The organism is Campylobacter taeniopygiae, assembly GCF_005406225.1.
GTDB classification, from domain to species: domain Bacteria; phylum Campylobacterota; class Campylobacteria; order Campylobacterales; family Campylobacteraceae; genus Campylobacter_D; species Campylobacter_D taeniopygiae.
The window spans coordinates 52,757-77,107 of record NZ_NXLY01000008.1; the positions used below are offsets into that span (position 1 = coordinate 52,757).

The following is a 24,351-nucleotide window of genomic DNA, read 5'->3' on the forward strand; positions in this document are numbered from 1 at the left end:
AAAATTAAGAAAAAAAATGATAAAATTATTTTATGGTAAAAATTCAAAATCAAAAAACGATTAGAAATGTTAGTGCTATTGTTAATGATTTGATGAGTAAATCTCATTATAAACCTTTAAAAACCTTGTTTTTTTGTAAAGATTTTTTAAATTCTTTACCACCCGCAAAGCAACGTTTAATAGCTAGGATTTATATAAAAAATGATATTTTAAATATCATTACTTCGCATCCTGCAGGCTTTCAAGAATTAAATCATGATAATAGCAAAATTTATATTAAAATTCTCATAAAAAAATACGCCCAAGTGTATCCTTTAAGTGGTTTTTCAAACATAAAAGATATCAGAGTGATGACGCAAAAATATAGCTTTAGTGTTAAAAATGAAGAAAATATCAAAAAAAATCCATACATAGAATTAAGTTTGGGCTGTTTTAAAAATACTTTAGAAAATAAAGTGTTAGCAAATAAATTTGAAGAATTAAGGCAAATTATAAAAAATGCTTGAAAAATCATCTAAAAATATTTTAGAAAAAGAATTGCAAACCTTACCTCAAAAACCAGGTGTTTATCAGTATTTTGATCAAAATGGAAAACTTTTGTATGTGGGCAAGGCGAAGAATTTAAAAAATAGGGTTAGGAGTTATTTTACCTTTCGTCCTAAATTGTGTGCAAATAGTAAAAATTCTTTAAGAATACAAAAAATGATAGAAGAGGCAGTTCATTTAGAATTTATCACAACCAATTCAGAAGCTGATGCTTTAATTTTGGAAAATTCTTTTATCAAGCAATTGCATCCAAAATACAATATACTTTTAAGAGATGATAAAACTTACCCTTATATCTATGTTGATTTTAATGAAGATTTTCCACGTTTTCAAAGCACAAGAAAACTTATAAAAAAAACTAAAATTAGATATTTTGGACCCTTTTTTAAAGGAGTTAAAGAGCTTTTAAACGCCCTTTATTTGTATTATCCTTTGAAACAAAAAGCAAATTGTAAAAATCCTTGTATTTTTTATCAAATTCATCGTTGTTTAGCACCTTGTGATAATGGAGTTACTCAAGAAGAATATAAAAAAATCCTAGATAACGCTATTAATGCGCTTTTAAATCCTAGTATTTTAATTAAAAATTTAGAAAAACAAATGCTTAGTCTAGCTCAAAATGAAAATTATGAAGAAGCAGCTAAGGTAAGAGATCAAATCACTACTATTAAAGATTTGGAGGTAAAAATTCAAATTGATATTGCTAAATTGGAGGATTTTGAGATTTTTGCGGTTGCTTTTAGAGATTCTATGCTTTCAACGATTCGTTTTGTGGTGCAAAATGGAAAGATTATCAGTGTAAATTCTAAAACAACCCTTTTAAAAAATGCTTTAAGTTTTGAAAAAAATGAAATTTATAAACAACTTATTTTAGAGAATTTTAATACCGATACGCCTTTAATAGCTAATACTATTTATACTTATGAAGAATTTGATGATAGAGAGCTTTTAGAGGAAATTTTAAGCAAACGCTTTGAGAAAAAAATCAGTATCAAGATGCCAAAAATAGGGGAAAAAAGAAAAATTTGTGATCTTGCTTTTGAAAATGCACTTTTAAATATAGAAAAAGAACAAAAAAATAGCAATTTTAAAATACAAAAAGAGATTCAAGAGTATTTTGAACTTGAAAATTTTCCAAATCATATTGAAATTTTTGATAATTCTCATTTACAAGGGATTGCAAATGTTGGAGCTATGGTGGTTTATAAATTTGGATCATGGGATAAAAACTCATATAGAAAATTTCATCTTGAATATCAAAATGATTATGAGCAGATGCGAGAAGTTTTAACACGTAGGGCTTTGGATTTTCAAAACAACACCCCACCTGATTTATGGCTTATAGATGGTGGAAAAGCTTTATTGGAACTAGCAAAAGATATTGTTTTAAGTAGTGGTGCTAATATAGATATTTTAGCCATTTCTAAAGAAAAAATTGATGCAAAAGCGCATAGAGCTAAAGGAGGCGCTAAAGATAAAATTCATTCTTTTAGTGGCGAGTTTTCTTTGAGTGTGGATGATAAAAAATTGCAATTTTTGCAAAAATTAAGAGATGAGGCACATCGTTTTGCTATAAGTTTTCATCAAAAAACAAAGAAAAAACAAGATTTAGAAAGTTCCAAATTGGTTAAATTGGGCTTAAACGTAGGAGTAATACATAAACTTTTAGCTTATTATGGGAATTTTGAATCTATCTATAAAGCAAATTTTGATGAACTTTGCACTCTTATAGGTAAAAAGGCGGCGCAAAAATTAAAAGATATAAAATGAAATCAAGCTTTGTAAAATCGGACACCTGCAAGATCAATGATTTTTACTTCATTTTTTTGGATTAATTCTTGCAAAAGAATTTTAGAACTTTCATTAAAAGTGTGTTCTACATCGATTTGACTTTGTGCTCTTAAATGAAGAAATTTTAGCAATTCTTCTTTGTTTAAATCAAGTTTTTGTTCTTTATAATTTCTTTTTGCTAAAAAAACCGGTGCGCAGGTGATTAATTTTGAAAGCTCATAAAGTTTTTCTTCATCAATTGATTTGACTGGATAAGATGGAGGCCGATCAATAGTGCTTAGATCAATTCTTGTTGGTGATATTGTAGCTAAAGCGTTATTAAGAGCTATAAATTCTTCTTCATTGTCATTTAGATCTTTAACCACTAAAATTTCCATTACAAGATCGCCTTGAAATTTTGTTTTAAATTCTGCCATTTTTTGTATCATTAATTCTAAATTGATATTTTTTAAAGCTCTATCTATACGATAAAAAGTTTTGGAAATGGCACTATCTAGACTGAATTTAACCACATCAAGTTTCAATAAACTTTGAAATTTATTTTGATCAAGTACGGCTGTGCCGTTGCTTAAAATAAGAAGTTTTTTATTTTTAACGATTTGACGCAAAGAATTAATCAATTCATCTAAATGAGGATAAAGACTTGGTTCACCATTAGCAGTTAGTGTAAGAAAGTCAAATTCGATACCTTTATCCATAGTCATTTGAACTTCTGAAATGATTTGTGCAACTTCTACAATTTCATCTTGTTTTTCTTGCGCTTTTTTAGCTTCAAGTTCGCAATAGACGCAATCAAAATTACACTGTTTTTTACTCGGGCTTAAATCAATTCCTAAAGATCGCCCAAAGCGTCTAGAACTTACAGGCCCAAAAACAACTTTCATTTAGCCGAGCTTTCTTGAACGAGCTTGATAAAATATTTAGCATTTTCAACAGGGATATCCGGTAAAATTCCATGTCCTAAATTGAAAATATGGGCTTTATTTTTCATAATTTGCAGAATTTGTCCCACGCTTTCTTTAATGGAGTTTTTATTGTATAATCTGCAAGGTTCCATATTGCCTTGAAGAGTATATTTGTGTGATAATTTATCTCGTGCTAATTCTAAAGGAGTGCTCCAATCAACCCCAAAAACATCAAAATTTCCATCGATTTTATCTAAATAGCCACTGATTCCTTTAGGGAATAAAATAACAGGTATATTAGGATATTTATTTTTAATAAAATTAGAAATTTCAAGCATATATTTAAAAGAGAAATTAAAAAATTCACTATATTCTAAAGCACTTGCCCAACTATCAAAAATTTGCACAGCATTAGCTCCTGCTTTGATTTGTTCTTCTAAATATAGTTTTAAAACTTCTGTAAGATTTGATAAAATCAAATGCAAAAGTTCGGGGTTTTGATAAAGCATTTTTTTACATTTTGCGTAGTTTTTGCTTCCGCCACCTTCTATCATATAAGTGGCTATAGTCCAAGGACTTCCACAAAATCCTATAAGTGCTTTATCTTTTGGAAGTTTTTCTCGAGTAAGTTTTAAGGCATCATAAACATAATTTAATTTTTGATGAGCTTTTTGAGTATCTAGTTTTTTTAAATCTTCTATGCTAGAAATTGGATCATCAAATACAGGTCCCTCTCCTTTTTCAAAACGCAAATTCATTCCCATTTCAAGAGGAACGACTAAAATATCTGAAAAAATAATCGCCGCATCCACTTCTAAAATTTCTACAGGTTGCAAACTCACTTCAGATGCTTTTTTGTAATCTTTACATAAAGAAAGAAAATCTCCTGCTTGCTCACGGACTTGCATATATTCAGGTAAATAGCGTCCTGCTTGACGCATCATCCAAATAGGAGTATAGGGCGTTGGTTTTTTAAAACAAGCATCAATGAAAATCATAATTTTCCTTTATTTTTGTAAAATTATAACAAAAATTATTGAAAATTGAATCACTAATTTTTATATCTACTTTATACAGAAGATCCTACAGGAGCTGAAAAAGTATTGAATAAATTTTTATTATTCTCTTCTTGTTTTTTACTAAATACGGTGGGACTATTTTTTGCATGATATTTTTCTTGAGCTTGTATTTGCATATAGCTTATATTTTCTTTGGTTTTAAGATTTAGATTATTATTTATTGAGGCTTGTTTTTCTAGATTGGAATTAAGCTTTTGCTCCATCTTTTCATTTATTTGAGTGCTTATTTTTTCTTTAGTTTGTTCTTCAAGTTTTAATCTTAAATGTTCTTTATATGCTTCTTCATCTAGAACTTTTTTCTTTTCATATTCTCCAGTTTTTTTATTTAGGACAAGCTCTTCTTTATATTTTTTCATTTTAGACTCAACAAATTCCTCTACTTCTTTAAGTAAAGTTTTAAACGAAACATCCCATAAAGAATTTTCATCTTGCTTAGTAGTTTTGGAATTTTGACGAGAATTATTGAAATTCTCGTTTATATAATTTGAATTTATTTTCACACTTAAATCTTTTTACTTACAGCATTTCCTGCGTCTATGGTTGCAAAAAGTTTATTGAGTAGGGTTTCTTCATTTTTTTTATATTGATCCTCTCTCATTTTTTGCCACGCATAGGATCTAAAATCTTCTCTAATAGCTCCAAGATCTAGGTCTTTATTGCTGAATTCATTAGAAGTTGTTTTTTCTTTATCTTCTTTATTTTTGACTTCATTTAAATTAGCTTGAAATTCATCTGCTGAAGAAGTTTTTTCTTTAATTTTAGTTGTGCTAAAAACAGCGTTGGACATTTGTTTGGTATTGTCTATGGTCATTGCTTTCCTTTAATTTTTATACATTATAAATACAAGCAAATTCTATTCCACTTTTCTTTTAAAGTGATTATAGTTAATTTTATCTTTTGCAAATGCTGATGCAAAAATCAAAGCAGGTAAGACAAAAATTGATGCAAAAAGTGCGTTAAATTCGATACCTATATTTGTTAAAACAAGACCTCCTATAAAACTTGCTAAGGCTATACCTACATTAAAAGCTGCTTCATTCACACTGATGGTGCTATCCATTATTTTATGTGTGTGTCGTTTAGCTTTTGCAATGCTTAACATTTTTAAAGCCGGTATGGTTGAAAAAGAAAAAAATCCCATCAAAGCGATATTTAAAATAACTAAAATTGGAATATAAATCGTCCATAAAAAGTTTAAAAATACAAAAATTTGTATGCTTAAAATTAGTCTCAAAGAAAAAATAGCACCTTTTTTATCTACCATTTTTCCACCCCATAAATTTCCAAAAATAGCACATATTCCATATAGGAGTAGGATATAGGTTGTATTTTGTTCTTTAAATCCACTTATATCTACGAGCAGTTTTTGCAAATAGGTATAAAGAATAAATTGCGCACCGCAACTACAAAGGGTGATAGTGTAAGTTTTAAGTAAATTACGATGCGAAAAAGCTGGTGCAAGGTTTTTTAAATTAGTAGGATTAGGATATAAATTTTTAGGCATCATATGCCAAACTCCTAAGGAGGCAAAAACTGTAATGATAAAGATCAATAAGAAAATAAGTTTAAAGCCAAAATGATATCCTATGAAGGTTCCTAAAGGGACACCTGTAACAAGTGCAACTGTAAGCCCTGTCACCATAATAGCTAAGGCACTAGATTTTTTTTCATTTGGAGTTATGCTTGAAATAGCAAGTGTAGCAATAACAAAAAATACACCGTGTTGAGTTCCAGCAATAAAACGAGCAAAAGCTGTTAAATAAAAATTATTACTAAAAAAGATTGTTAAATTGGCTAAAGCAAAAATTCCAAGATTAATCAAAAGTTGTATATGTCTATAAAAATGGCTTAAAGCAATACTTACAATAGGAGCTCCTATAACAACTCCTATAGCGTATAAGGTTGTAAGATAACCAGCAGTTTTTGCATTGATTTTGAAATAATGTTGTACATCAATTAAAACTCCAGCCATAACAAATTCAGTTACTCCCATACAAAAAGCACTTAAGGCTAAAGCAAATAAAGCTTTTTTATAGTTTTGCATTTTTAGACTCTTTATCAAGTTTAATTTGGTGGTATCGTATGCTAAATTTAGCAGCTTCAAAGTAGCTTTGAGTGTTAATTTTCATATTTTTATAGGCTTTATCAAATGCGGTTCCATGATCAACACTAACACGAACGATAGGTAAATTCAAACTTACATTGATACTTTTTTCAAAATATAAAGCTTTTAAAGGAGCTAAGGCAAGATCGTGATACATGGCAATTAAACGATTGCATTTTTTTAAACTTGATCGAGTAAAAGCGGTATCAGCAACTAAAGGATAAGGTAGGTAGATTTCTTTTCCTTTAAAATTTTGAGTCAATTCTTTTTGTAAATTTTCGTCTTTTAAAGCTTGATAAAAAAATTTCTCATCTCGTTTTGAGTGCAAATAAGCATTGATAAAACTGATGGCTTTGATCATAATTTCTTCTTCTTTTCCACCTATAACTCCATAGTCTCCAGCGTGAGGGTTAAAACCTAAAATTCCTATTTTCTTAAAATGAGTTTGTTTATAAAAATTCTTTAAAAAGATACTTAATTTTTTAAAAGTGATTTTTTGACTCACCTTTGCTAGTGGAATATGCTCAGTAAATAATCCCACAAAGAGTTTATCACAACCCAACATCATAATAGCATCTTTTTTGAAAAAAGATCTTAAAGCGTCTGTGTGTCCTTTATAGCTTATATTTGCTAATTCCCAAGCTTTTTTATGTATGGGCAGGGTTAATAGGGCATGTGCATATTTTTTAAAAGTGAAATAACTTGCAGCTTTAAAACTTAAGAAAGAATAAAGTCCGCTTTTATCATCAATCTTTCCAGGCTTTATTGTAAAATTTTCATTGACTTGAAAATTTAAGGGCAAAGAAAAGCAATAAATTTTTAATCCATTTTGACTTTTAACTAACTCAAAACTAAATTCTTGACTCTCTTTAAAATAAACAATATTGGCATTTGAAATATTTAAATTGAGCAACTTTAAAGCTTGATATAATAATTTTTCATGGATAAAATAATAAGGTTCGCAAATTTCACATAAGCTTTCATGAGAGCGTATTAAAATTTCAGGACCTATTCCATTAAGATCGCCAATACTAATTGCAATTTTTGTTTTCATCAATAAGAGCTTTCATTTCTAAAATAGCTTTTTTAAGTCCCACAAATACAGATCTTGCTATGATGCTTTGGCCTATATTTAATTCACAAATTTCATTAATCTTTACGATTTCTTTTACATTTTTATAGTTAAGTCCATGTCCAGCAGCAACTTTTAAGCCAAGTTCTGCTCCTTTTTTAGCGCAAAGTTTTAATTCTTTTAATTCTTCTTCTAAATGATTTTGAAGCTTTTTTCTATCCATTTGCAATTCTTTAAGCGCAAAAGCTGTATGTGAGATATTGGTAAAAAGAGCATTGTGTAAATTCGCATAAAGTCCGGTATGAAATTCTACAAAATCAGCATTTAATTCATAAGATTTTTCAATATCATTTAATTTTGGATTGATAAAAAGAGAAACTTCTATATTTTCATTTTTGAGTCTTTGGATGCTTTTTTTTAGATCGGGATGGTTTAAATTTAGGCCTCCTTCTGTGGTAAGTTCTTCTCTTTTTTCCGGCACCAAAGTAACGCGTGAGGGTTTTAGAGTAAGGGCTAAATTTAAAATTTCTTCATTAATGGCACATTCTAGATTAATAGGGCTTTTGCAAAAATGGATAAGATTTTTCAAATCAAAATCTTGAGTATGGCGACGATCTTCTCTTACATGTAAAGTGATTTGATCTCCAAATTTTGCTACGATAAATGCTGCTTCTAAAAGATCAGGATCATTAACCATTCTTGCTTGTCTTAAAACAGCAATATGATCGATATTTACACCCAAAAGCATAATGATTCCTTTAATAAGTTTTTGTTATTATACTCCAAAATTTAAAAGGAAGAGTAATGTTAGGTATTGATTTGGGATCAAATACTTTAAGAGCAGTTGAAATGGATGAAAATTTTAAAAAAATAAAAGAGTATGAATTTATCATAGGTGCAGCAAAAAATTTATCTAAAAGTGGGCAAATTTCAGCCGAGGCTATAGAAAAAATCAAACAAGCTTTAAATGTTTTATCCAAGGAGCAAAATTTATGCAAAGCAAAAGCTGTTGCAACAGCAGCTTTTAGAAAGGCAAGCAATACGGATGAAATTTTTAAAGATTTAAAAGAGCAATTTGGGATCAATTTTAAGGTTATTGATGCTAAAACAGAAGCTAAAATCAGCGTTTTAGGAATGAAAAATGCTCTTGCTAATTTGGGCATGAAAGGGCGTTTTGCTTATTGTGATTTAGGGGGTGCTTCTTGCGAGTTATCTTTTGATGAACATTTTCAAAGTTTTGATTTTGGGATTATAAGTTTTTATGAAAAATGTAATTTTAAAGATGATTTTTCTACTTTTTCTTTTAAAAAAATATTGAAAAAATATCCTAATTTCTTTCATAAAATCAAAGATAAAAAATTAAAAATTCACCTATTAATTCAAGATAGAAATTTAAAAAATATAGCGTTTAAAGCTTTTGATGAGGTTAAAGAGCTTAAAAAAGTTTTTAAAAAAAGTAAAATAAAAAAAGTGGTTTTAAATTCAGGTGTTCCTACAACCTTGGCTGCTTTAAAATGCGGTTTAGATTATGAAAGATATGACGCTAAAAAAATTAATGGCCAAATTTTACACACTCAAGATTTTTTCAAATATGCATTAAAAATTTGGAACATGAGTGAAAAAGAGGCTAATTTTTATCTTGGAAAAACGCGTAAAAAATATTTAGTCGCAGGTTGTTTTTTATTTTTTGCTATTTTTAATAAAGAAGAATTTATAGTTATCGATGAGGGTTTAAGAGAGGGGCTTTGCATAGCAAATTTATAATTTTGCAAATTCAAAAAAATGGAATTTTTCATCAAAATTAAAAAATAAAATTTTGCTTTGAGAGAGCAAATTTTCATAACTTTTTATATTTTTATTTTTAGTATATTCTAACAATTCTTCAAAACCAAAATCGATTAAAGCTTGACTTTGTTTTTTTAAATGTAAAAGTTTGAAATTTAAATTTTCAATAGTAGTTTTTAGATGATTAAAATTCACATTGTAAGTTATATCGCTTTTGCCAAAAAAATCTTTTAAAGAAATTTCAAAAGGATCAAAAACTTCGTGTTTTTGATAAATTCTTATACTGAAACGATCATTATCGAAAGTTCCATAATCAAAACCCGCAAAGATAAATTTTTCACTGATTTGATCGAGTTTTTTAAGAAAATTTTCAAGCTCTAAGCTTAATTCTCCTTTTTTTAATCCAAGTTTTTGACATCTTTGCCGTAAGCTTTCATCTATGGGCTTAAAAATGATTTGATAATCTTTTACATAAGCCATTGTATCATTGTCTATAAGCTCACAAGCAAAGCTATCAAAAAGTTCATTGCAAAAAAAGAAAGCGTTTTTAAAATGACATTCTTCTAAATTATTTTTATGGATAAAATCTATGCCATCTAAGGTTTTCTTTTGTAAAATTTGTAATTTTTCATGAGGCTCTATAATAAAAAAAGAAATTTGAGAAAAAATTTCAGGTCTAAATTCAACTAAAGCGGATAAAAAATCACGACTCAAATAGCCTTCATTGGCTCCAATTTCAACGATTTCTAAAGGAAGTTTTAATACACCTTCATCAATGAGTTTTAAAAAATGTTTTGCCAGTAAGGTTCCAAAGAGATTTCCCACGCTTACTGCGGTGAAAAAATCCCCATTTTTACCTATTTTGCTAACATTTTTATAGTAATTTTCATGAAGCCAGATATTAAAAAATTGACTAAATTTCATTAAACAGTGCATTAAATTTTTTTATAAAATCCAAAGGATCTACTTGTTTTTGTGCGACAAGTATTCCAAAATGTAAATGCGGTCCACTCACCCTTCCAGTAGCCCCACTTAGCCCAATAAGCTCTCCTTTTTTAACCTTTTGTCCCTTTTTTACATTGATCTTTGAAAGATGATAATATTGAGAATAAATTCCCAAACCATGATCAATAACCACAGAATTTCCCGCATAATATCTATTTTTAGCGATTTTTACTATGCCCGAATTTGCAGCATAAATTGGAGTTCCACTTAGGGCTCTAAAATCTGTCCCACTATGGTAACTTGCGACTTTATGATTAAAAATTCTAGCTTTACCAAAATCACTTGTAATAAAACTTGCAAGAGGTATCGCAAAAGTCCCATCGTATAAAGGTTTTGGAGTGTAGGAAGTATAGATTTCATTCGCTTCTTGAAATTCTTTTTTAATGCGTTCTTGAACATTTTTAGGTGGAAAAATTTTATTTTTTGCTACTTGTATTTGTTCGCTTTTGTAATTTCCTTCTAGTGCATTGATGATAAATTCTTGCTGTTTATTTTTATAAATAGCGATTAATTTTGTGCTTTTTGGAGGATTTTTATAGGGTAGGGCAAAAATGGCAAGGATTTTATTTTTATTTTTTGGATGATTAAAGGTTGGAATTGTTTTATTTTGGTTTTTTAATTCTATAAAATTATTTTTATCAAGCTCTAAAAATATAGCTTGCCCTTTGATAAGTTTTATTTCTTGGGCTCCAAAGACACAAGTAAAGAAACAAAAAAGTAAAGTCAATATTTTTTTCATAAGCTAAGTTCCTTAATGTCTGCAATTTTAAGAAATTCTTGATAGATGCTAAATACTAAGGCTTGGCGATTGTTCTTAAGTTTTTCATCTTTATCATTAATCATAACAGCTTCAAAAAAGGCATCAATTTCAGGTTTTAAAGCAAATAATTTGTTAAGTTTTTCTTCAATCGTAAGAGCTTTTAAACTTTCTTTAAATGCTATATAAAGTTTTTTTTCTGCTTCTACAAATAAACTTTCATCGATGGTATTTGTAGTTTTTTGAGCGATATTAGCAAGGCGTTTAAAGGTGCTAAAATAATCACCAAAATTGCTTTTTTGACTGATTTTTGCCAAAGCTTTAATGCTTTCATCAATGGAAATAATATCAGAATTTTTTGAAACAAGAACAGCTTTGATAAAGCTAGGATTTAAATCATAAAATGTATAAATTCTTTCAAAAATAAAATCTTTTAAAATTTGCAAATTAAAATTTTGATAATTTTTTAAAGCTTTTTCTAAAAACGCATTGATATCGAAATTTTTATTTAATTTTAAAAATATTTTTAAAATTCCATTAGCAGCACGTCTTAATGCATAAGGATCTTTTGTCCCGCTTGGAATTTTACCTATGCTAAAAAGTCCTAAAAGAGTATCAAATTTATTAGCTAAAGCAACTATGCTTGAAAATTCTGTGCTAGGAAGATCTGATTTTTCAGAATTTGGCAAGTATTGCTCTTTTATAGCTAAGCAAATTTCTTGTTCAAGTCCCATTTTGGCAGCATAATAACCCCCGATAATTCCTTGTAAATCTGTGAATTCATAAACCATTTGAGTGGTTAAATCAGCTTTGGCATAGTAAATAGCTTTAGAAATTTTTTCAAAATCATTATTTTTTAAAAATTCACATAAAATTTTTGCCAGCTCAATTTCTCTTGAGCTTTTATCACTCATTGTTCCTAGATTTTCAAGATAAACGATTTTTTTAAGCTTTTTAGGTTCTAAGCCTTTTTGTAAATCATTTTGATAAAAAAACATTGCATCGCTTAATCTTGCTCTTAAAACTCTTTCATTACCATGTATGATTTTAGAATAATCCTCACAAACCGCATTACTAACAACTATAAAATGATTGCTTAATTCATTGTTGTTAAAAACAGCGAAATAGCGTTGATTTTCTCTCATTGAAGTGATGATGACTTCATTAGGAATTTCTAAAAAGGCTTTATCAAAACTTCCAAAAAGAGCTTTTGGATATTCTGTAATGGCTACAACTTCAGCTAAGAGTTCTTTATCTTCACTAATAGTGATATTGTATTTTGTTTCGAGTTCTTTAAATTCATTTAAAATTTTTTCTTCGCGTTTTTTTGGATCAAGAATGATAAAGTTATTTTCTAAAATTTGGAAATATTCTTTGATATTTTGAAAAGGAAAGAAATTATAACTTACGCTTCTATGAACAAAGGTTTTTTTAGAACTTTTAACTCCAAAAATTTCAAATTCAACCAATTGATCGCCTAAAACACAAGCAATATTTCTAATAGCGCGTATGAATTCAAAAGAATGATCCCCCCAACGCATACTTTTTCCAAAATTTAAGCTTTTGAGGAATTTATTGATCATTTCTCCTAAAATTTCAATACTATTTTTTCCTGTCAAGGTTTTTTGATAGTATAAAACCTCTTTTCCTTTGATTTCTTTGAATTCAAGTTCATTTTCTTTAATACCTGCTTTTTCTAAAAATGCTTCACCCGCGGGAGTTAATTTGCCTTCTTTAAAAGCTATGTTTTTAGGTGCTCCTATAAATTCAGCTGTGGTATCTTCTTGCTTTTGATGAAAATTTTTATGAAAAAATACTAAACGACGTGGAGTGTAATAAAATTCAAATTCGCTCATTAAATGATATTCATCTAAAATATTTTGCCATTTTTTTTCTATATTTGGAAGTTCTTTTAATAAAGGTATAGCCGGTAATTCTTCTGTGCCAATTTCGATTAATAATTCACTCATATTTTACTTTCTTTATATTATTGAATTTGCGTTATTTTAGCTATATTTTTTTAAAAAACTCATAAATATTTTAATAAGTATTCTTTTAAAGTTTGCGCATCGCCAAATTCATTTTCTTGTAAATTTTTTTGATACCATCTAGCGTGATAATACGGAATTTTTGCATTTTTAGCACATTCTTTGTCTTTTTGACTATCGCCTATAAAAATGCTAGTTTGATAAGGGGCTTCATCCATAAGAAGTTGAAGCATTTGTGGGCTTGGCTTAGGTTCTATGCCTATGCTTACACCTAAAATTTTATCAAAATATGGAATGATTTCATGCTTTTTAAGAATGCTTGTAAGCGAGCTTTGAGGCGCATTTGTTGCGATGGCTAAAAAGCAATTTTTACTTTTTAAAAATTTTAAAAGATCTATAACTCCTTCAAAGAGTATCACGCTTTGTTCATAGTGTTTGATAAAATATTTTTCAAAACCATCTTTAAAGCTAGAATGATGGAAATTGTCTATATTATAAAGTTCTTTACCCCAATCTATATTTGGAGTATTAATGATCTTAATTATTTCTTCTTTTTTTAGGGCGCTTAGATTGAGATTTGCACGAATTTCATTAACGGCGCAAGAAATTGCATTTGCACTATCAATTAAGGTTCCATCCATATCAAAAAATACATTAATCATTATAATCCTTTAAATAGTTTTTGTGTTTTTCTTTATGATTTTGATTTTTTAGCTTATCTAAAGCATTTGCAAGGCTTAAGAGTTCTTCTTTTTTTAGTGAAAAATCAAGACAAGCATTAACAAAATTTTCCAAAGCTTTACCATAGGTTGAATTTAAAATCGCTGCTTGACATTTTTCTAAGTTTTTTTTGTTTTTTTGCATTCTTTCTTGAAATTTTTCTAAATCAAAATCCTCTCTTTTTAGACAAGATTTTGCTGTATTAGCAAATTTTTCTAATAATCTTAGATATTTTACTCTTAATGTTTTTTCATTGATTTTTGTCAAAATAATCCTTAGGTGTTTTTATGAATTCTACATTCTAATGCTTCTTGAACTAAATTTCGAGCTAGAATTTTTTCTGATCTTACAATGCGAATATTATCATCAATGCTTGAAAAAAGCATTTTTTTAAGATTTCCATTAACATGGATAATAGTATCTATAGGTTTTGGATAAGATGATAAAAGTTGGCAGAGCATTTCAAGTTTTGCTTCGTTAGTGATGGTGATAATTGCGACTGCACATTCTTCAATATTGGCAATTTTTAGAGTTTCTTCTTGGGCTGCATTTGCAAAAATCACATTTTCTCCGCGACTAATTCCTAATTCAACTAGATTTAAATCACTTTCTAAAACCAAATAAGGCACCCCAGTATTTTTGATTCTTTGCACCATTTCTTGACCTAAACGACCGTATCCAAAAATGACAAGATGATTTTTTAGATTGCTTTGATGGGTGCTTTGGATTGTGTTTGTATTTAGAGTAATATCTTCAACTACATTGGTAATTTTTCGTATATTGTTGAGTATAAAAGGTGTAATAATCATCGTGATTATGGAAACTACAATTAAAATTTGTGAAGTTTTAACATCGAGCATATTTTTAGCTTGCAAAAGAGAAAAAATCGCTAAAGCAAATTCTCCAATTTGTGCAATAGAAAAGGCGGTTTTTAGAGCAACTCTTTTTTTGGTATAAAGAAATAAAAATCCAAAGATTATGCCAAATTTCATAAGCATAACAATTAGGGTCAAGATGCAAATTAAAAACCAATTTTCCGCTATAACATTGAGTTGAATTTGCATACCTACTGTCATAAAAAAAAGCCCCAAAAGCAAATCCCTAAAAGGAATCAAATCCGCTTCAATTTTATGTTTATATTTTGTTTCTGCGATCAATGCTCCGGCTATAAAAGCACCCAAAGAATAGGAAAATCCAAAATAATTTGCTAAAAAACTTGCTCCAATAACCATAAATAAAATGGTACCTATGAAAATTTCTTGAGAAGAAGTTCTAATAATAAGTCTAAAAATTCGATCGACTAAATATTTTCCTATGAGAAAAAGTAAAGCGATTAAAAGGATAGCAGAAACAAGCGATGTGAGTAAAACTTGTTCTATATTTTGATTATTCGATGAAAGTATATCAACAAGCAAAAGCAAAGGGATAACGGCTATATCTTGAAAAAGTAAAATTCCTAAAGCTTTTCTTCCGTATTGTTCATTGATATCCCCATTGTCATTTAAAATTTTTAAAACTACAGCTGTGGAAGAGAGTGCTAAGGCAAAACCTACTACTGTTGCACTTTTATCTTCAAGGGAAAAAATTCCCATAACAATTAAAGTAAATACAAATCCACAAGTAAGCATTTGCAAAGATCCATTTAGAAAAACTTCTTGTTTCATAGCCATCAAATGCTTAAAAGAGAATTCAAGTCCAATAGTAAACATCAAAAAAACAATACCAAATTCAGCAATATGAGTTATTTCACCTTTGCCGCTTAAATGATAAATTTCAGAAATAATTTCTCCTGCTGCTATATAGCCAATAATAGTAGGAATTTCAAATTTTTTTAAAATGACATTTAAGACGATAGCTATTGCTGCTGCAATCAGAAAAATTTCTAGAAAATTATCCATATTTTTTTATTTTTTTTCATAAAAAATTAAATCAAAACTATTTTTATGTTTAACGACAGCCTTTGAGGCAGCACCTGGATTTTTTTGTTTGCTAAGTTCTAAACGCAATTCATCAATTAAATTTTCAAATTCATGGATTTGATTTTTTAATTTTAATATAACATCAACTCCTGCTAAATTAACTCCCATATCGCGAGTTAAACGCAAAATCAATTTAATACGATCAATATCTCTTTGAGAATAGAGTCTTATTTTGCCATCAGTCCGGCTTGGTTCTACTAATCCTTCTCTTTCGTATTGTCTTAAGGTTTGTGGATGTATGCTTAAAACCTTAGCAACAACGCTTATTAAATATACAGGTTCGTCATAATGGTGATCCATCATTTTCTCCTTATTCTGGAAGTTTTTCTTTTAAAAGTTCGATAAATTTTTCATCCAATGTTTCTGTATTGGGTAAAATAACATTTAAAATTAAATACAAATCCCCGTAAATATTATTTTTTCTATTTTGTACCCCATATCCTTTTAGGCGTATTTTTTGTCCATTTTTTGAATTTGGAGCTATGGTAATTTTTGCTTCTTTTTTATCTTCTTTAAATGTTTTAATTGTGATTTTTCCACCAAATAAAGCGGTTTTAAGTGGAATATCTATTTTTTGATATAAATCATCATCTTCTCTTTGATATATCTTACTTTCCTCAAGTTTAACGATGATGATAAGATCTCCACGCGCCTTATTGTAAGCACTTTTTCCCTTGCCGCGAATTCTAAGTTTTTCACCTTCTTTGATTCCATGAGGAATTTTAAATTTGATATTTTCTCCTTGAAAGTTAAAATGATATTCCCCACCTGTGATAGCCTTTTCAAAAGGAATGGTTAATTCTATAGTTGTATCCAAATTTTCTTCTTCAAAATTTCCAAATCCTCCAAAGCCTTTAGAAGAAAATCCACCGAAACGACTTCCGTGAGAAGATCCTCCAAATCCTCCTCCAAATAAATCTTTTAAAATATCATCTAAATTGATGCCACCCGTATTTCTTGAAAAATCATGAAAACTTTGCCCACCAAAGATAGAATCTCCGTACTGATCATATTGAGCACGTTTTTTTTCATCGCTTAAAATTTCATAAGCGGCATTAATTTCTTTAAATTTTTCTTCAGCTCCTTTTTCTTTATTGATATCTGGATGATATTGTCTTGCTAAGCGACGATAGGCTTTTTTTATTTCATCAGAACTTGCATTTTTAGATACTCCAAGAGTTTCATATAAACTATTCATTTTTTATCTTCCTTTGGTTGTTTAGTTAATAAAATAATTTATTTTTAGGATTAAAAATTATATCAAAAACTTTAGTCTAAGTCAATCAAGTTTTATCAATTTTTATCACTCAAGTTTTTTATTTACAATTTTGTAAATTTTTGATTTTATACTATAACTTATGTAAAAATATTTTTACAAATAAAATCATAATTAGAACATGTAAATTTTCTAATATAGAAAGGAAGAATTATGAAAAAGATTTTTTTATCAATAGGTTTAGCAAGTGCTTTATTTGCAACAAGTATCAATTTTAATGAATCAACTTCATCAGCTAATCGTGTTAATCCAGCAGATGGTGGGGTTATATTGAGTTATCATGATTCTATTAAGGATGCTAAAAAATCAGTTGTTAATATTTCAACCTCAAAAACCATAACAAGAACAAATAATTTTAGTCCTTTGGATGATTTTTTTGATGATCCTTATTTTAAACAATTTTTCGATATCCCTCAAAGAAAAAACAAAAGTGATAAAGAGGTGATTAGTTCTTTAGGTTCTGGAGTGATCATTTCAAAGGATGGTTATATAGTAACTAATAATCACGTTGTAGAAGATGCGGATACAATCACTGTAAATTTACCAGGAAGTGATACAGAATATAAAGCTAAATTAATAGGAAAAGATCCAAAAACAGACTTAGCGGTGATTAAGATAGAAGCTAAAAATCTTTCAGCTATTACTTTTGCTAATTCAGATAATTTAATGGAGGGTGATGTTGTTTTTGCTTTGGGAAATCCTTTTGGGGTTGGCTTTAGCGTTACAAGTGGAATTATTTCAGCATTAAATAAAGATAATATTGGCCTTAATCAGTATGAAAATTTCATACAAACAGATGCGTCTATTAATCCAGGAAATTCAGGTGGTGCTTTAGTTGATAGTCGTGGATTTTTAGTAGGGATTAACTCTGCTATACTTTCTCGTGGAGGTGGCAATAATGGTATAGGATTTGCTATTCCTTCCAATATGGTTGAAGATATAGCGAAAAAACTCATTGAAAAAGGTAAAATTGAAAGAGGATTTTTAGGGGTAACCATTTCAGCCTTGCAAGGAGAAACTAAAAAAGCTTACAAAAATCAAGAAGGTGCTTTAATCACAGATGTTCAAAAAGGATCTAGTGCTGATGAAGCTGGATTGAAACGAGGAGATTTGGTGATCAAGGTAAATGGTAAGGTTATTAAAAGTCCAATTGATTTAAAAAATTACATAGGAACTCTTGAGATTGGAGAAAAAGTAGTAATTGATTATGAAAGAGATGGAAGCAATAAGCAAACAAGCTTTACTCTTAAGGGAGAAAAAGAAAATAAAGGGGTGCAGAATAATTTAATCGAAGGATTGAGTTTAAGGAATTTAGATCCTAGATTAAAAGATCGTTTGCAACTTCCAAGAGATATTAACGGAGTTTTGGTAGAGAAGGTTAAGAGTAAAAGTAAAGCAGAAGAGGTTGGATTTAAAGAAGGAGATGTGATTATAGGTATAGGGCAAGATGAAATTAAAAATTTAAAAGATTTAGATCAAGCTTTAAAGCAAGTCAATAAAAAAGAATTTATGAAAATTTGGGTGTATAGAAACGGCTTTACTACTTTATTGGTGCTAAGATAATTTTTACGAAAGGATTTTCCTTTCGTTATAAATTTTAGTTTAAAATTATATTTTAAGATTAATTAAAAGGAATATAATGACAAATATTCTTATGATAGAAGATGATTTAGAATTAGCTGAAATTACTGCTGAATACTTAGAAAAATTTGATATGAAAGTCGATATAGCTCATGAGCCTTATATAGGACTTTCAAAACTTGCTTTAAAAGAATATCAATTGATTATTTTAGATCTTTCTTTGCCAGGACTTGACGGACTTGAAGTGTGCGAGGAAATTCGTAAAAAGTATGATACTCCTATTATCATCTCAAGTGCTAGACATGATATTACAGATAAAGTCAATGCTTTAGAGCTTGGCGCGGATGATTATTTGCCAAAGCCTTATAATCCTAAAGAACTTCAAGCACGCATTAAAAGTCATTTAAGAAGGATTTCAAATACAAAAAGCACTCTTGCTAAAAGCGTTAAAGATCTTGTTTATGATCAATATAAACACACAATTTCAATGAAGGGACAAGAACTCATTTTAACCAATGCTGAATTTGATATTTTAAGTTATTTGATCAAAAAAGAAGGCGGGGTTGTAAGTAGGGAAGAGCTTGTGTATAATTGTTCTTCTATCAGTGAAGATTCTAGTAATAAAAGTATAGATGTTATCATCAGCCGAATTCGTCAAAAAATGGGAGATGATCCAAAAACGCCAAAATATATACATTCTATCAGAGGGATAGGTTATAAATTAACTCAATGAATAAATCTTCGATTTTTTATACCATCACTTTTATTTTTATTTTTGCTGGAGTGAGTGTTGTTTTAGGGTTTTTATGGCTAATTGAATACGATCAGCAAAATTATACAAGAGAATTAAATACAAAATATTCTTTAATTGCTAACGCTAGACTTTTGTATTTTGCTGGAGTTATCAATGAAAAAGAATTTGAAGAGCAAACAAAAAATTATAATAAAATGCAGCAAATTGTAAATCCAAAGCAAATTCGTAAAATTCTTTTTAGTGGAGATGTTCTTGCTCGAGTTGAAGTTAATAATGGCCTAATAGAGATTATTTCTTATGACAATCAAGTTTATTTAAATATTATTTATGATGGAAAGATTAATCTTTATAAAGATCAAGATTATCAAACTTATAGATATTTTATTATAAAAGCGATTGCAGTAGCTGTTATTTGCATACTTATTTTGCTTTATATTTTTATTTTTAAAAAATTAAAACCTTTAAAAGCTTTGAAAAAACAAATTGATAAATTTGCAGAAGGAAGACTTAGTGATATTGAGGATGTTAGCACGGGAGCAGATGAAATTTCTCAAGTGAGTGAAGCTTTTTATCAAGCTATTTTGCAAATTCGAAAACTCAATCAATCACGCCAATTTTTTTTAAGAAATATTATGCATGAATTAAAAACTCCAATTACAAAAGGACTTATTACTCTTGAAATGCTAGAGGATAATAAATATAAGGAAAGATTAGACGGCATATTTAATCGACTTGAAATTTTAATCAATGAATTTGCCGCGATAGAGCAGGTAACTTCAGGAGCCGCCTTCATCAATAGAAAAAAATACAATATTTTAGATGTTTTAGATGAGGCTAAAGAAATAGCGATGCGTGATGATAATAATATTCGTATTTTTATGGGTGAAAGCTTTTTTGTTAATGTGGATTTTAAACTTTTTACAACAGCGATTAAAAATATGATCGATAATGGCATCAAACATTCTCAAGATGGTTTTGTGGAAATTTGCATTAAAGATAATTATATATGTTTTAAAAATTGTGGCCCTGAACTTAATAATACCTTAGAATATTACACTCAAGCTTTTACTCAAGGCACAAAGCAAAAATCAAGTTTTGGACTAGGGCTTTATATAGTTAATACGATTTTAGAAGCCCATGATATGAAACTTGATTATGATTATAAAGATGGAGTGAATCATTTTTATTTTATCGGTTTGGATAATATTATAGTAAAAGAATAATTTTTTAAAAAAATTTGCAAAAAATCTTGACAAAGGTATTAATTTTAAATATAATTACATTTTTAAAACTTTGATGTTCCGGATTAGCTCAGCGGTAGAGTAGTCGGCTGTTAACCGATTGGTCGTAGGTTCGAATCCTACATCCGGAGCCACTTTTTACTTCAAAATATCTTTTTATTTCATTTTTACTTTCAAATTAATAATCATTTTTTGTATAATTGTCAGAAAATAAAAGGGATTAAAATTATGGCAACAAAAATTTTGCTTTTAGAAGACGATTTAAGCTTAAGCGAAATTATAGAAGAATTTTTAAGCGATGAAGGATATGAAGTTAGTGTTTGCGCTGATGCCCAAGAAGCTTTAAATTTAGCCTATGAAAAGTATTTTGATTTGTGGATTTTAGATGTAAAAGTTCCATTAGGAGATGGTTTTTCCTTGCTTAAAGATTTACGCAGTTGCGGAAAAGAAACACCCGCTATTTTTATGACTTCCTTAAATACAGTAGATGATTTAAAAGAAGGCTTTAGTTCAGGTTGTGATGATTATATAAAAAAGCCTTTTGAATTAGCCGAACTTGCTATACGTATAAAAGCCTTGTTGAAAAGATCTTTTTCTCATAAGAATGAAGATTTTGAAGATTTGGGCAATGGTTTTAAATTTAATTTTACATCTCAAATTCTTTTTCATTTTGATAAACCCTTATCTTTGCCAAGTAAAGAGATTAAACTTTTATCTTTATTGTTAAAAAATAAAAATATTTTTTTAAGTGCAGAAAAGATTTTTGAAGAACTTTGGGATTACAATGAAGAGCCAAGCGAACTTAGTTTAAGAGCTTATATTAAAAATTTAAGAAAATTATTAGGCAAAGAAAAAATTATCAATCAAAGAGGCCGAGGTTATCGTTATGAGTAAAAAAGTTATCAGGCAAATTTTACTCATTTATCTTACAACAACAGGTTTTTTCTTAGCTTTCTTTTTTGTCATTTGGTATCAAAAATTGTATGAAGAATTGGTGATTTTAAGGAGTGGTTCTTTAAGAGAAATTCATAGAAATATCGTGATTAATATTATCAATTCTCGCTTTACCCCGATCGCTACAAGTGCTAAAAATATAGCAGAAAGTTCAGGATTGAATTTTGCAATTTTTGACAATAATCATACGATTTTTAATAATCTAAATTTTGATTTTAGAAAAGCAAAAATTGAATTTAAAGGAAGGGGAATTTATGATGGAAAGGTATTTTTTATTTTTCCTATGAGTACGGATTTGTATTATTTGCAATACTCAAGAAATGAGGATTTAACCCAAGAAAATGGCTTAAAGGTTTTAATTCAAGGAGAAGATGTTAGCAAGGAACTTTTTTGGATTAGAGTTAAGGTTTTTAGTTTTTCTTTTTTAGCTTTTTTTGTTTTAGGACTCATTGCTTATATATTAGTTAAAATTGCTTTAAGGCCTTTAGAGGATAAAATTACTGTTTTAAATCGATTTATCAAAGATTCTACACACGAATTAAATACGCCATTAAGTGTTATTTTAATGAGTATAGAGCAACTCGAACGGCAAAATTTAGATAACAATAAATTTAAACGTATAAAAATTGCAGCAAAAAGTTTATCTCAAGTATATTCTGATTTGGTTTTTTATAATTTTCCTAATACTTTAGAAAGTGAAAAAGAAGAATTTAATCTCAAAAATTTACTTGAAGAAAGGATAGAATATTTTAAATTATTTTTTGAGCAAAAAAAGATCAATTTAGATCTTAAATTGGATAATGAAGTTATGATTTTTGCTACTAAAAATCAAATTTCAAAACTTTTGGATAATCTTTTAAGCAATGCCATTAAATACAATAAAAAAAATGGAACTATTTTTATAAAACTAAAAGATAATTTTTTAAGTATCGCTGATACAGGTTGTGGCATTTCAAAAGAGAATTTGAAATTTATTTTCGATCGTTATGCAAGATTTAACAAAGATCAAGGAGGTTTTGGTATAGGCTTATCGTTAGTAAAAAAGATTTGTCATGATAATAATATAAAGATTGTTTGTGAATCTATAGAGAATGAAGGAAGTGTTTTTAAATTAAGTTGGTGAAAATCAAGTCAGAAAGCTGACTTGATTTTAGCTTAGGTGGAAATTACATCATTCCACCCATGCCTCCCATTCCACCCATGCCACTCATATCAGGCATAGCAGGTTTGTCTTCTTTAATTTCGCTGATGGTTGCTTCAGTCGTTAAAAGCATACTTGCTACAGATACTGCATTAAGTAAAGCAACTCTTTCTACTTTAACAGGATCGATAATACCAGAAGCAAACATATCTACATATTCGCCTTTAGCAGCATCAAAACCTGTATTTTCGTCTTTTGTATTTTCTACAGTATTAACAACAACACCTGCATCAAAACCAGCATTTTCAGCAATTTGTCTTAAAGGTGCTCTTAAAGCTCTTTCTACTATTGCTGCTCCAATAGCTTCATCGCCTTTAAGATCTAGTTTGATTTTTGATTTTGCTTTAATAAGTGCAGCGCCACCACCAATTACTATACCTTCTTCAACAGCAGCTTTTGTTGCGCTTAAAGCATCATCAACGCGGTCTTTTTTCTCTTTCATTTCAGTTTCAGTTGCAGCTCCAACTTTGATTAAAGCTACGCCACCGCTTAATTTTGCAAGTCTTTCTTGTAATTTTTCTTTATCATAATCACTTGTTGTTTCAGCGATTTGAGCTTTGATTTGATTGATTCTTGCATCAATATTTGCTTTTTCACCTACACCATTTACGATAGTTGTATTATCTTTATCGATGATCACGCTTGAAGCTTGTCCTAGATCTTCTAAAGTTGCACTTTCTAAAGTTCTTCCAAGCTCTTCAGAAATCACTTCTCCGCCTGTTAAAATAGCAATATCTTCAAGCATAGCTTTTCTTCTATCGCCAAAACCAGGTGCTTTTACAGCTGAAATATTTAAAACACCTCTTAATTTATTTACAACTAAAGTTGCAAGTGCTTCACCTTCAATATCTTCAGCGACGATTAAAAGAGGTTTGCCTGTTTTTTGAATTTGCTCTAAAATTGGCAATAAATCTTTTAAGCTTGATATTTTTTTATCATAAAGTAAAATGTAAGGATTTGAAAGTTCTACCAACATTTTATCTGCATTTGTGATAAAATAAGGGCTTAAATATCCTCTATCAAATTGCATACCTTCAACAACATTTAATTCATCATTAATTGACTTAGCTTCTTCAACAGTTATTACACCATCTTTGCCTACTTTTTCCATAGCATCAGCGATTAAATTTCCGATTTTTTCATCAGAATTTGCTGAAATAGTAGCAACTTGAGCTATTTCTTTTTTATCTTTAACTTCACGAGAAAGTTTTTTAAGTTCAGCTACGATAGCTTCACAAGCTTTATCCATACCGCGTTTAACTTCAATAGGATTAGCTCCTGCTGTGATATTTCTTAAGCCTTCTTTGAAAATAGCATGAGCTAAAACAGTTGCCGTTGTTGTTCCATCACCTGCTTGATCAGCTGTTTTGCTCGCAACTTCTCTTACTAAAGAAGCACCCATATTTTCTAAAGAATCTTTTAATTCAACTTCTTTAGCAACACTAACACCGTCTTTTGTGATTGTTGGAGCACCAAAGCTTTTTTGGATTAAAACATTGCGACCTCTTGGCCCCATAGTTACTTTTACAGCGTCATTTAATTTTTTAACGCCCTCATAAAGTTTATTTCTTGCTTCATCTGAAAAAATAATTTCTTTTGCCATCGTTAATCCT

At 29.0% G+C, this 24,351-nt stretch carries 24 protein-coding genes and 1 tRNA gene; 9 read left to right on the forward strand and 16 right to left on the reverse strand.

Translation table 11 applies throughout. The features are described 5' to 3' along the window. Positions 1-32 precede the first annotated feature (32 nt). Both CQA75_RS05145 and uvrC read left to right on the forward strand, forming a co-directional pair. Positions 33-506 (forward strand): hypothetical protein, encoded by a 474-nt coding sequence (locus tag CQA75_RS05145; protein ID WP_137623962.1) that lies wholly within the window; start codon positions 33-35, stop codon positions 504-506. Further along, positions 499-2,316, forward strand: a complete 1,818-nt coding sequence (uvrC, locus tag CQA75_RS05150) for an excinuclease ABC subunit UvrC (protein ID WP_137623963.1) — start codon at positions 499-501, stop codon at positions 2,314-2,316. The genes CQA75_RS05145 and uvrC overlap by 8 nt, the downstream gene beginning before the upstream one ends. Positions 2,317-2,318: 2 nt before the next feature. On the opposite strand, the gene CQA75_RS05155 is transcribed toward uvrC, so the two are convergent. From CQA75_RS05155 to CQA75_RS05185, 7 genes are all read right to left on the reverse strand, one after another. Further along, positions 2,319-3,221 (reverse strand): radical SAM protein, encoded by a 903-nt coding sequence (locus tag CQA75_RS05155; protein WP_137623964.1) that lies wholly within the window; start codon positions 3,219-3,221, stop codon positions 2,319-2,321. Then, positions 3,218-4,240, reverse strand: coding sequence for a uroporphyrinogen decarboxylase (gene hemE / locus CQA75_RS05160; protein WP_137623965.1), 1,023 nt, complete (start codon positions 4,238-4,240; stop codon positions 3,218-3,220). Before hemE ends, CQA75_RS05155 begins: the two co-directional genes overlap by 4 nt. Before the next feature lie 71 nt (positions 4,241-4,311). Next, the gene (locus CQA75_RS05165; RefSeq protein WP_137623966.1) at positions 4,312-4,821 is read right to left on the reverse strand and encodes a hypothetical protein; all 510 of its coding nucleotides are present in this window, start codon (positions 4,819-4,821) and stop codon (positions 4,312-4,314) included. Positions 4,822-4,823: 2 nt separating this feature from the next. Next, positions 4,824-5,132 carry an invasion antigen CiaC gene (ciaC, locus tag CQA75_RS05170; RefSeq protein WP_137623967.1) on the reverse strand — a complete coding sequence of 103 codons (309 nt, stop codon included), beginning with the start codon at positions 5,130-5,132 and terminating at the stop codon, positions 4,824-4,826. A gap of 42 nt (positions 5,133-5,174) precedes the next feature. Next, positions 5,175-6,365, reverse strand: a complete 1,191-nt coding sequence (locus CQA75_RS05175) for an MFS transporter (protein ID WP_137623968.1) — start codon at positions 6,363-6,365, stop codon at positions 5,175-5,177. Further along, a complete protein-coding gene (gene pdxA, locus CQA75_RS05180; protein ID WP_137623969.1) occupies positions 6,352-7,479 on the reverse strand; it encodes a 4-hydroxythreonine-4-phosphate dehydrogenase in 1,128 nt (375 codons plus the stop codon). Before pdxA ends, CQA75_RS05175 begins: the two co-directional genes overlap by 14 nt. Further along, the gene (locus CQA75_RS05185; protein ID WP_137623970.1) at positions 7,457-8,245 is read right to left on the reverse strand and encodes a pyridoxine 5'-phosphate synthase; all 789 of its coding nucleotides are present in this window, start codon (positions 8,243-8,245) and stop codon (positions 7,457-7,459) included. The genes pdxA and CQA75_RS05185 overlap by 23 nt, the downstream gene beginning before the upstream one ends. 56 nt (positions 8,246-8,301) lie before the next feature. On the opposite strand from CQA75_RS05185, the gene CQA75_RS05190 reads away from it, so the two are divergent. Next, on the forward strand, positions 8,302-9,261 hold the full coding sequence (locus tag CQA75_RS05190; protein WP_137623971.1) for a Ppx/GppA phosphatase family protein: 960 nt from the start codon (positions 8,302-8,304) through the stop codon (positions 9,259-9,261). On the opposite strand, the gene CQA75_RS05195 is transcribed toward CQA75_RS05190, so the two are convergent. Genes CQA75_RS05195 through CQA75_RS05230 form a run of 8 tightly spaced genes read right to left on the reverse strand, consistent with a single transcriptional unit; the run spans position 9,256 to position 16,929 of the window. Beyond that, complete coding sequence (locus CQA75_RS05195; protein ID WP_137623972.1) at positions 9,256-10,206, reverse strand: SAM-dependent methyltransferase; 951 nt, start codon at positions 10,204-10,206, stop codon at positions 9,256-9,258. The genes CQA75_RS05190 and CQA75_RS05195 overlap by 6 nt on opposite strands. After that, on the reverse strand, positions 10,196-11,026 hold the full coding sequence (gene pgp3 / locus CQA75_RS05200; RefSeq protein WP_137623973.1) for a peptidoglycan metallopeptidase Pgp3: 831 nt from the start codon (positions 11,024-11,026) through the stop codon (positions 10,196-10,198). The genes CQA75_RS05195 and pgp3 overlap by 11 nt, the downstream gene beginning before the upstream one ends. Beyond that, a complete protein-coding gene (gene glyS, locus CQA75_RS05205; protein WP_137623974.1) occupies positions 11,023-13,014 on the reverse strand; it encodes a glycine--tRNA ligase subunit beta in 1,992 nt (663 codons plus the stop codon). Before glyS ends, pgp3 begins: the two co-directional genes overlap by 4 nt. Before the next feature lie 59 nt (positions 13,015-13,073). After that, positions 13,074-13,694: an HAD family hydrolase gene (locus tag CQA75_RS05210; protein ID WP_137623975.1), complete on the reverse strand. Its 621-nt coding sequence runs from the start codon at positions 13,692-13,694 to the stop codon at positions 13,074-13,076. Continuing rightward, positions 13,687-14,019 (reverse strand): hypothetical protein, encoded by a 333-nt coding sequence (locus tag CQA75_RS05215; RefSeq protein ID WP_137623976.1) that lies wholly within the window; start codon positions 14,017-14,019, stop codon positions 13,687-13,689. Before CQA75_RS05215 ends, CQA75_RS05210 begins: the two co-directional genes overlap by 8 nt. Positions 14,020-14,027: 8 nt before the next feature. Then, positions 14,028-15,650, reverse strand: a complete 1,623-nt coding sequence (locus CQA75_RS05220) for a cation:proton antiporter domain-containing protein (protein ID WP_137623977.1) — start codon at positions 15,648-15,650, stop codon at positions 14,028-14,030. A 6-nt stretch (positions 15,651-15,656) separates the two neighbouring features. After that, a complete protein-coding gene (locus CQA75_RS05225) occupies positions 15,657-16,031 on the reverse strand; it encodes a heat shock protein transcriptional repressor HspR (protein WP_137623978.1) in 375 nt (124 codons plus the stop codon). A gap of 10 nt (positions 16,032-16,041) precedes the next feature. Continuing rightward, positions 16,042-16,929 (reverse strand): DnaJ C-terminal domain-containing protein, encoded by an 888-nt coding sequence (locus CQA75_RS05230; RefSeq protein WP_137623979.1) that lies wholly within the window; start codon positions 16,927-16,929, stop codon positions 16,042-16,044. A 231-nt stretch (positions 16,930-17,160) separates the two neighbouring features. Between CQA75_RS05230 and htrA the strand changes: the two genes are divergently transcribed. From htrA to dccS, 6 genes are all read left to right on the forward strand, one after another. After that, a complete protein-coding gene (gene htrA / locus CQA75_RS05235; RefSeq protein ID WP_137623980.1) occupies positions 17,161-18,570 on the forward strand; it encodes a serine protease HtrA in 1,410 nt (469 codons plus the stop codon). A gap of 76 nt (positions 18,571-18,646) precedes the next feature. After that, on the forward strand, positions 18,647-19,321 hold the full coding sequence (locus CQA75_RS05240) for a response regulator transcription factor (RefSeq protein WP_137623981.1): 675 nt from the start codon (positions 18,647-18,649) through the stop codon (positions 19,319-19,321). Beyond that, positions 19,318-20,565, forward strand: a complete 1,248-nt coding sequence (locus CQA75_RS05245; RefSeq protein ID WP_137623982.1) for an ArsS family sensor histidine kinase — start codon at positions 19,318-19,320, stop codon at positions 20,563-20,565. Before CQA75_RS05240 ends, CQA75_RS05245 begins: the two co-directional genes overlap by 4 nt. A 77-nt stretch (positions 20,566-20,642) precedes the next feature. Beyond that, positions 20,643-20,717 (forward strand) — tRNA-Asn (locus CQA75_RS05250). A 94-nt stretch (positions 20,718-20,811) separates the two neighbouring features. Next, positions 20,812-21,477, forward strand: a complete 666-nt coding sequence (gene dccR / locus CQA75_RS05255) for a two-component system response regulator DccR (protein WP_137623983.1) — start codon at positions 20,812-20,814, stop codon at positions 21,475-21,477. Next, positions 21,470-22,660 carry a two-component system sensor histidine kinase DccS gene (dccS, locus tag CQA75_RS05260; protein WP_137623984.1) on the forward strand — a complete coding sequence of 397 codons (1,191 nt, stop codon included), beginning with the start codon at positions 21,470-21,472 and terminating at the stop codon, positions 22,658-22,660. The genes dccR and dccS overlap by 8 nt, the downstream gene beginning before the upstream one ends. Positions 22,661-22,703: 43 nt before the next feature. Here dccS and groL read toward each other — a convergent pair whose 3' ends face one another. After that, positions 22,704-24,341, reverse strand: coding sequence for a chaperonin GroEL (gene groL, locus CQA75_RS05265; protein ID WP_137623985.1), 1,638 nt, complete (start codon positions 24,339-24,341; stop codon positions 22,704-22,706). Positions 24,342-24,351 lie beyond the last annotated feature (10 nt).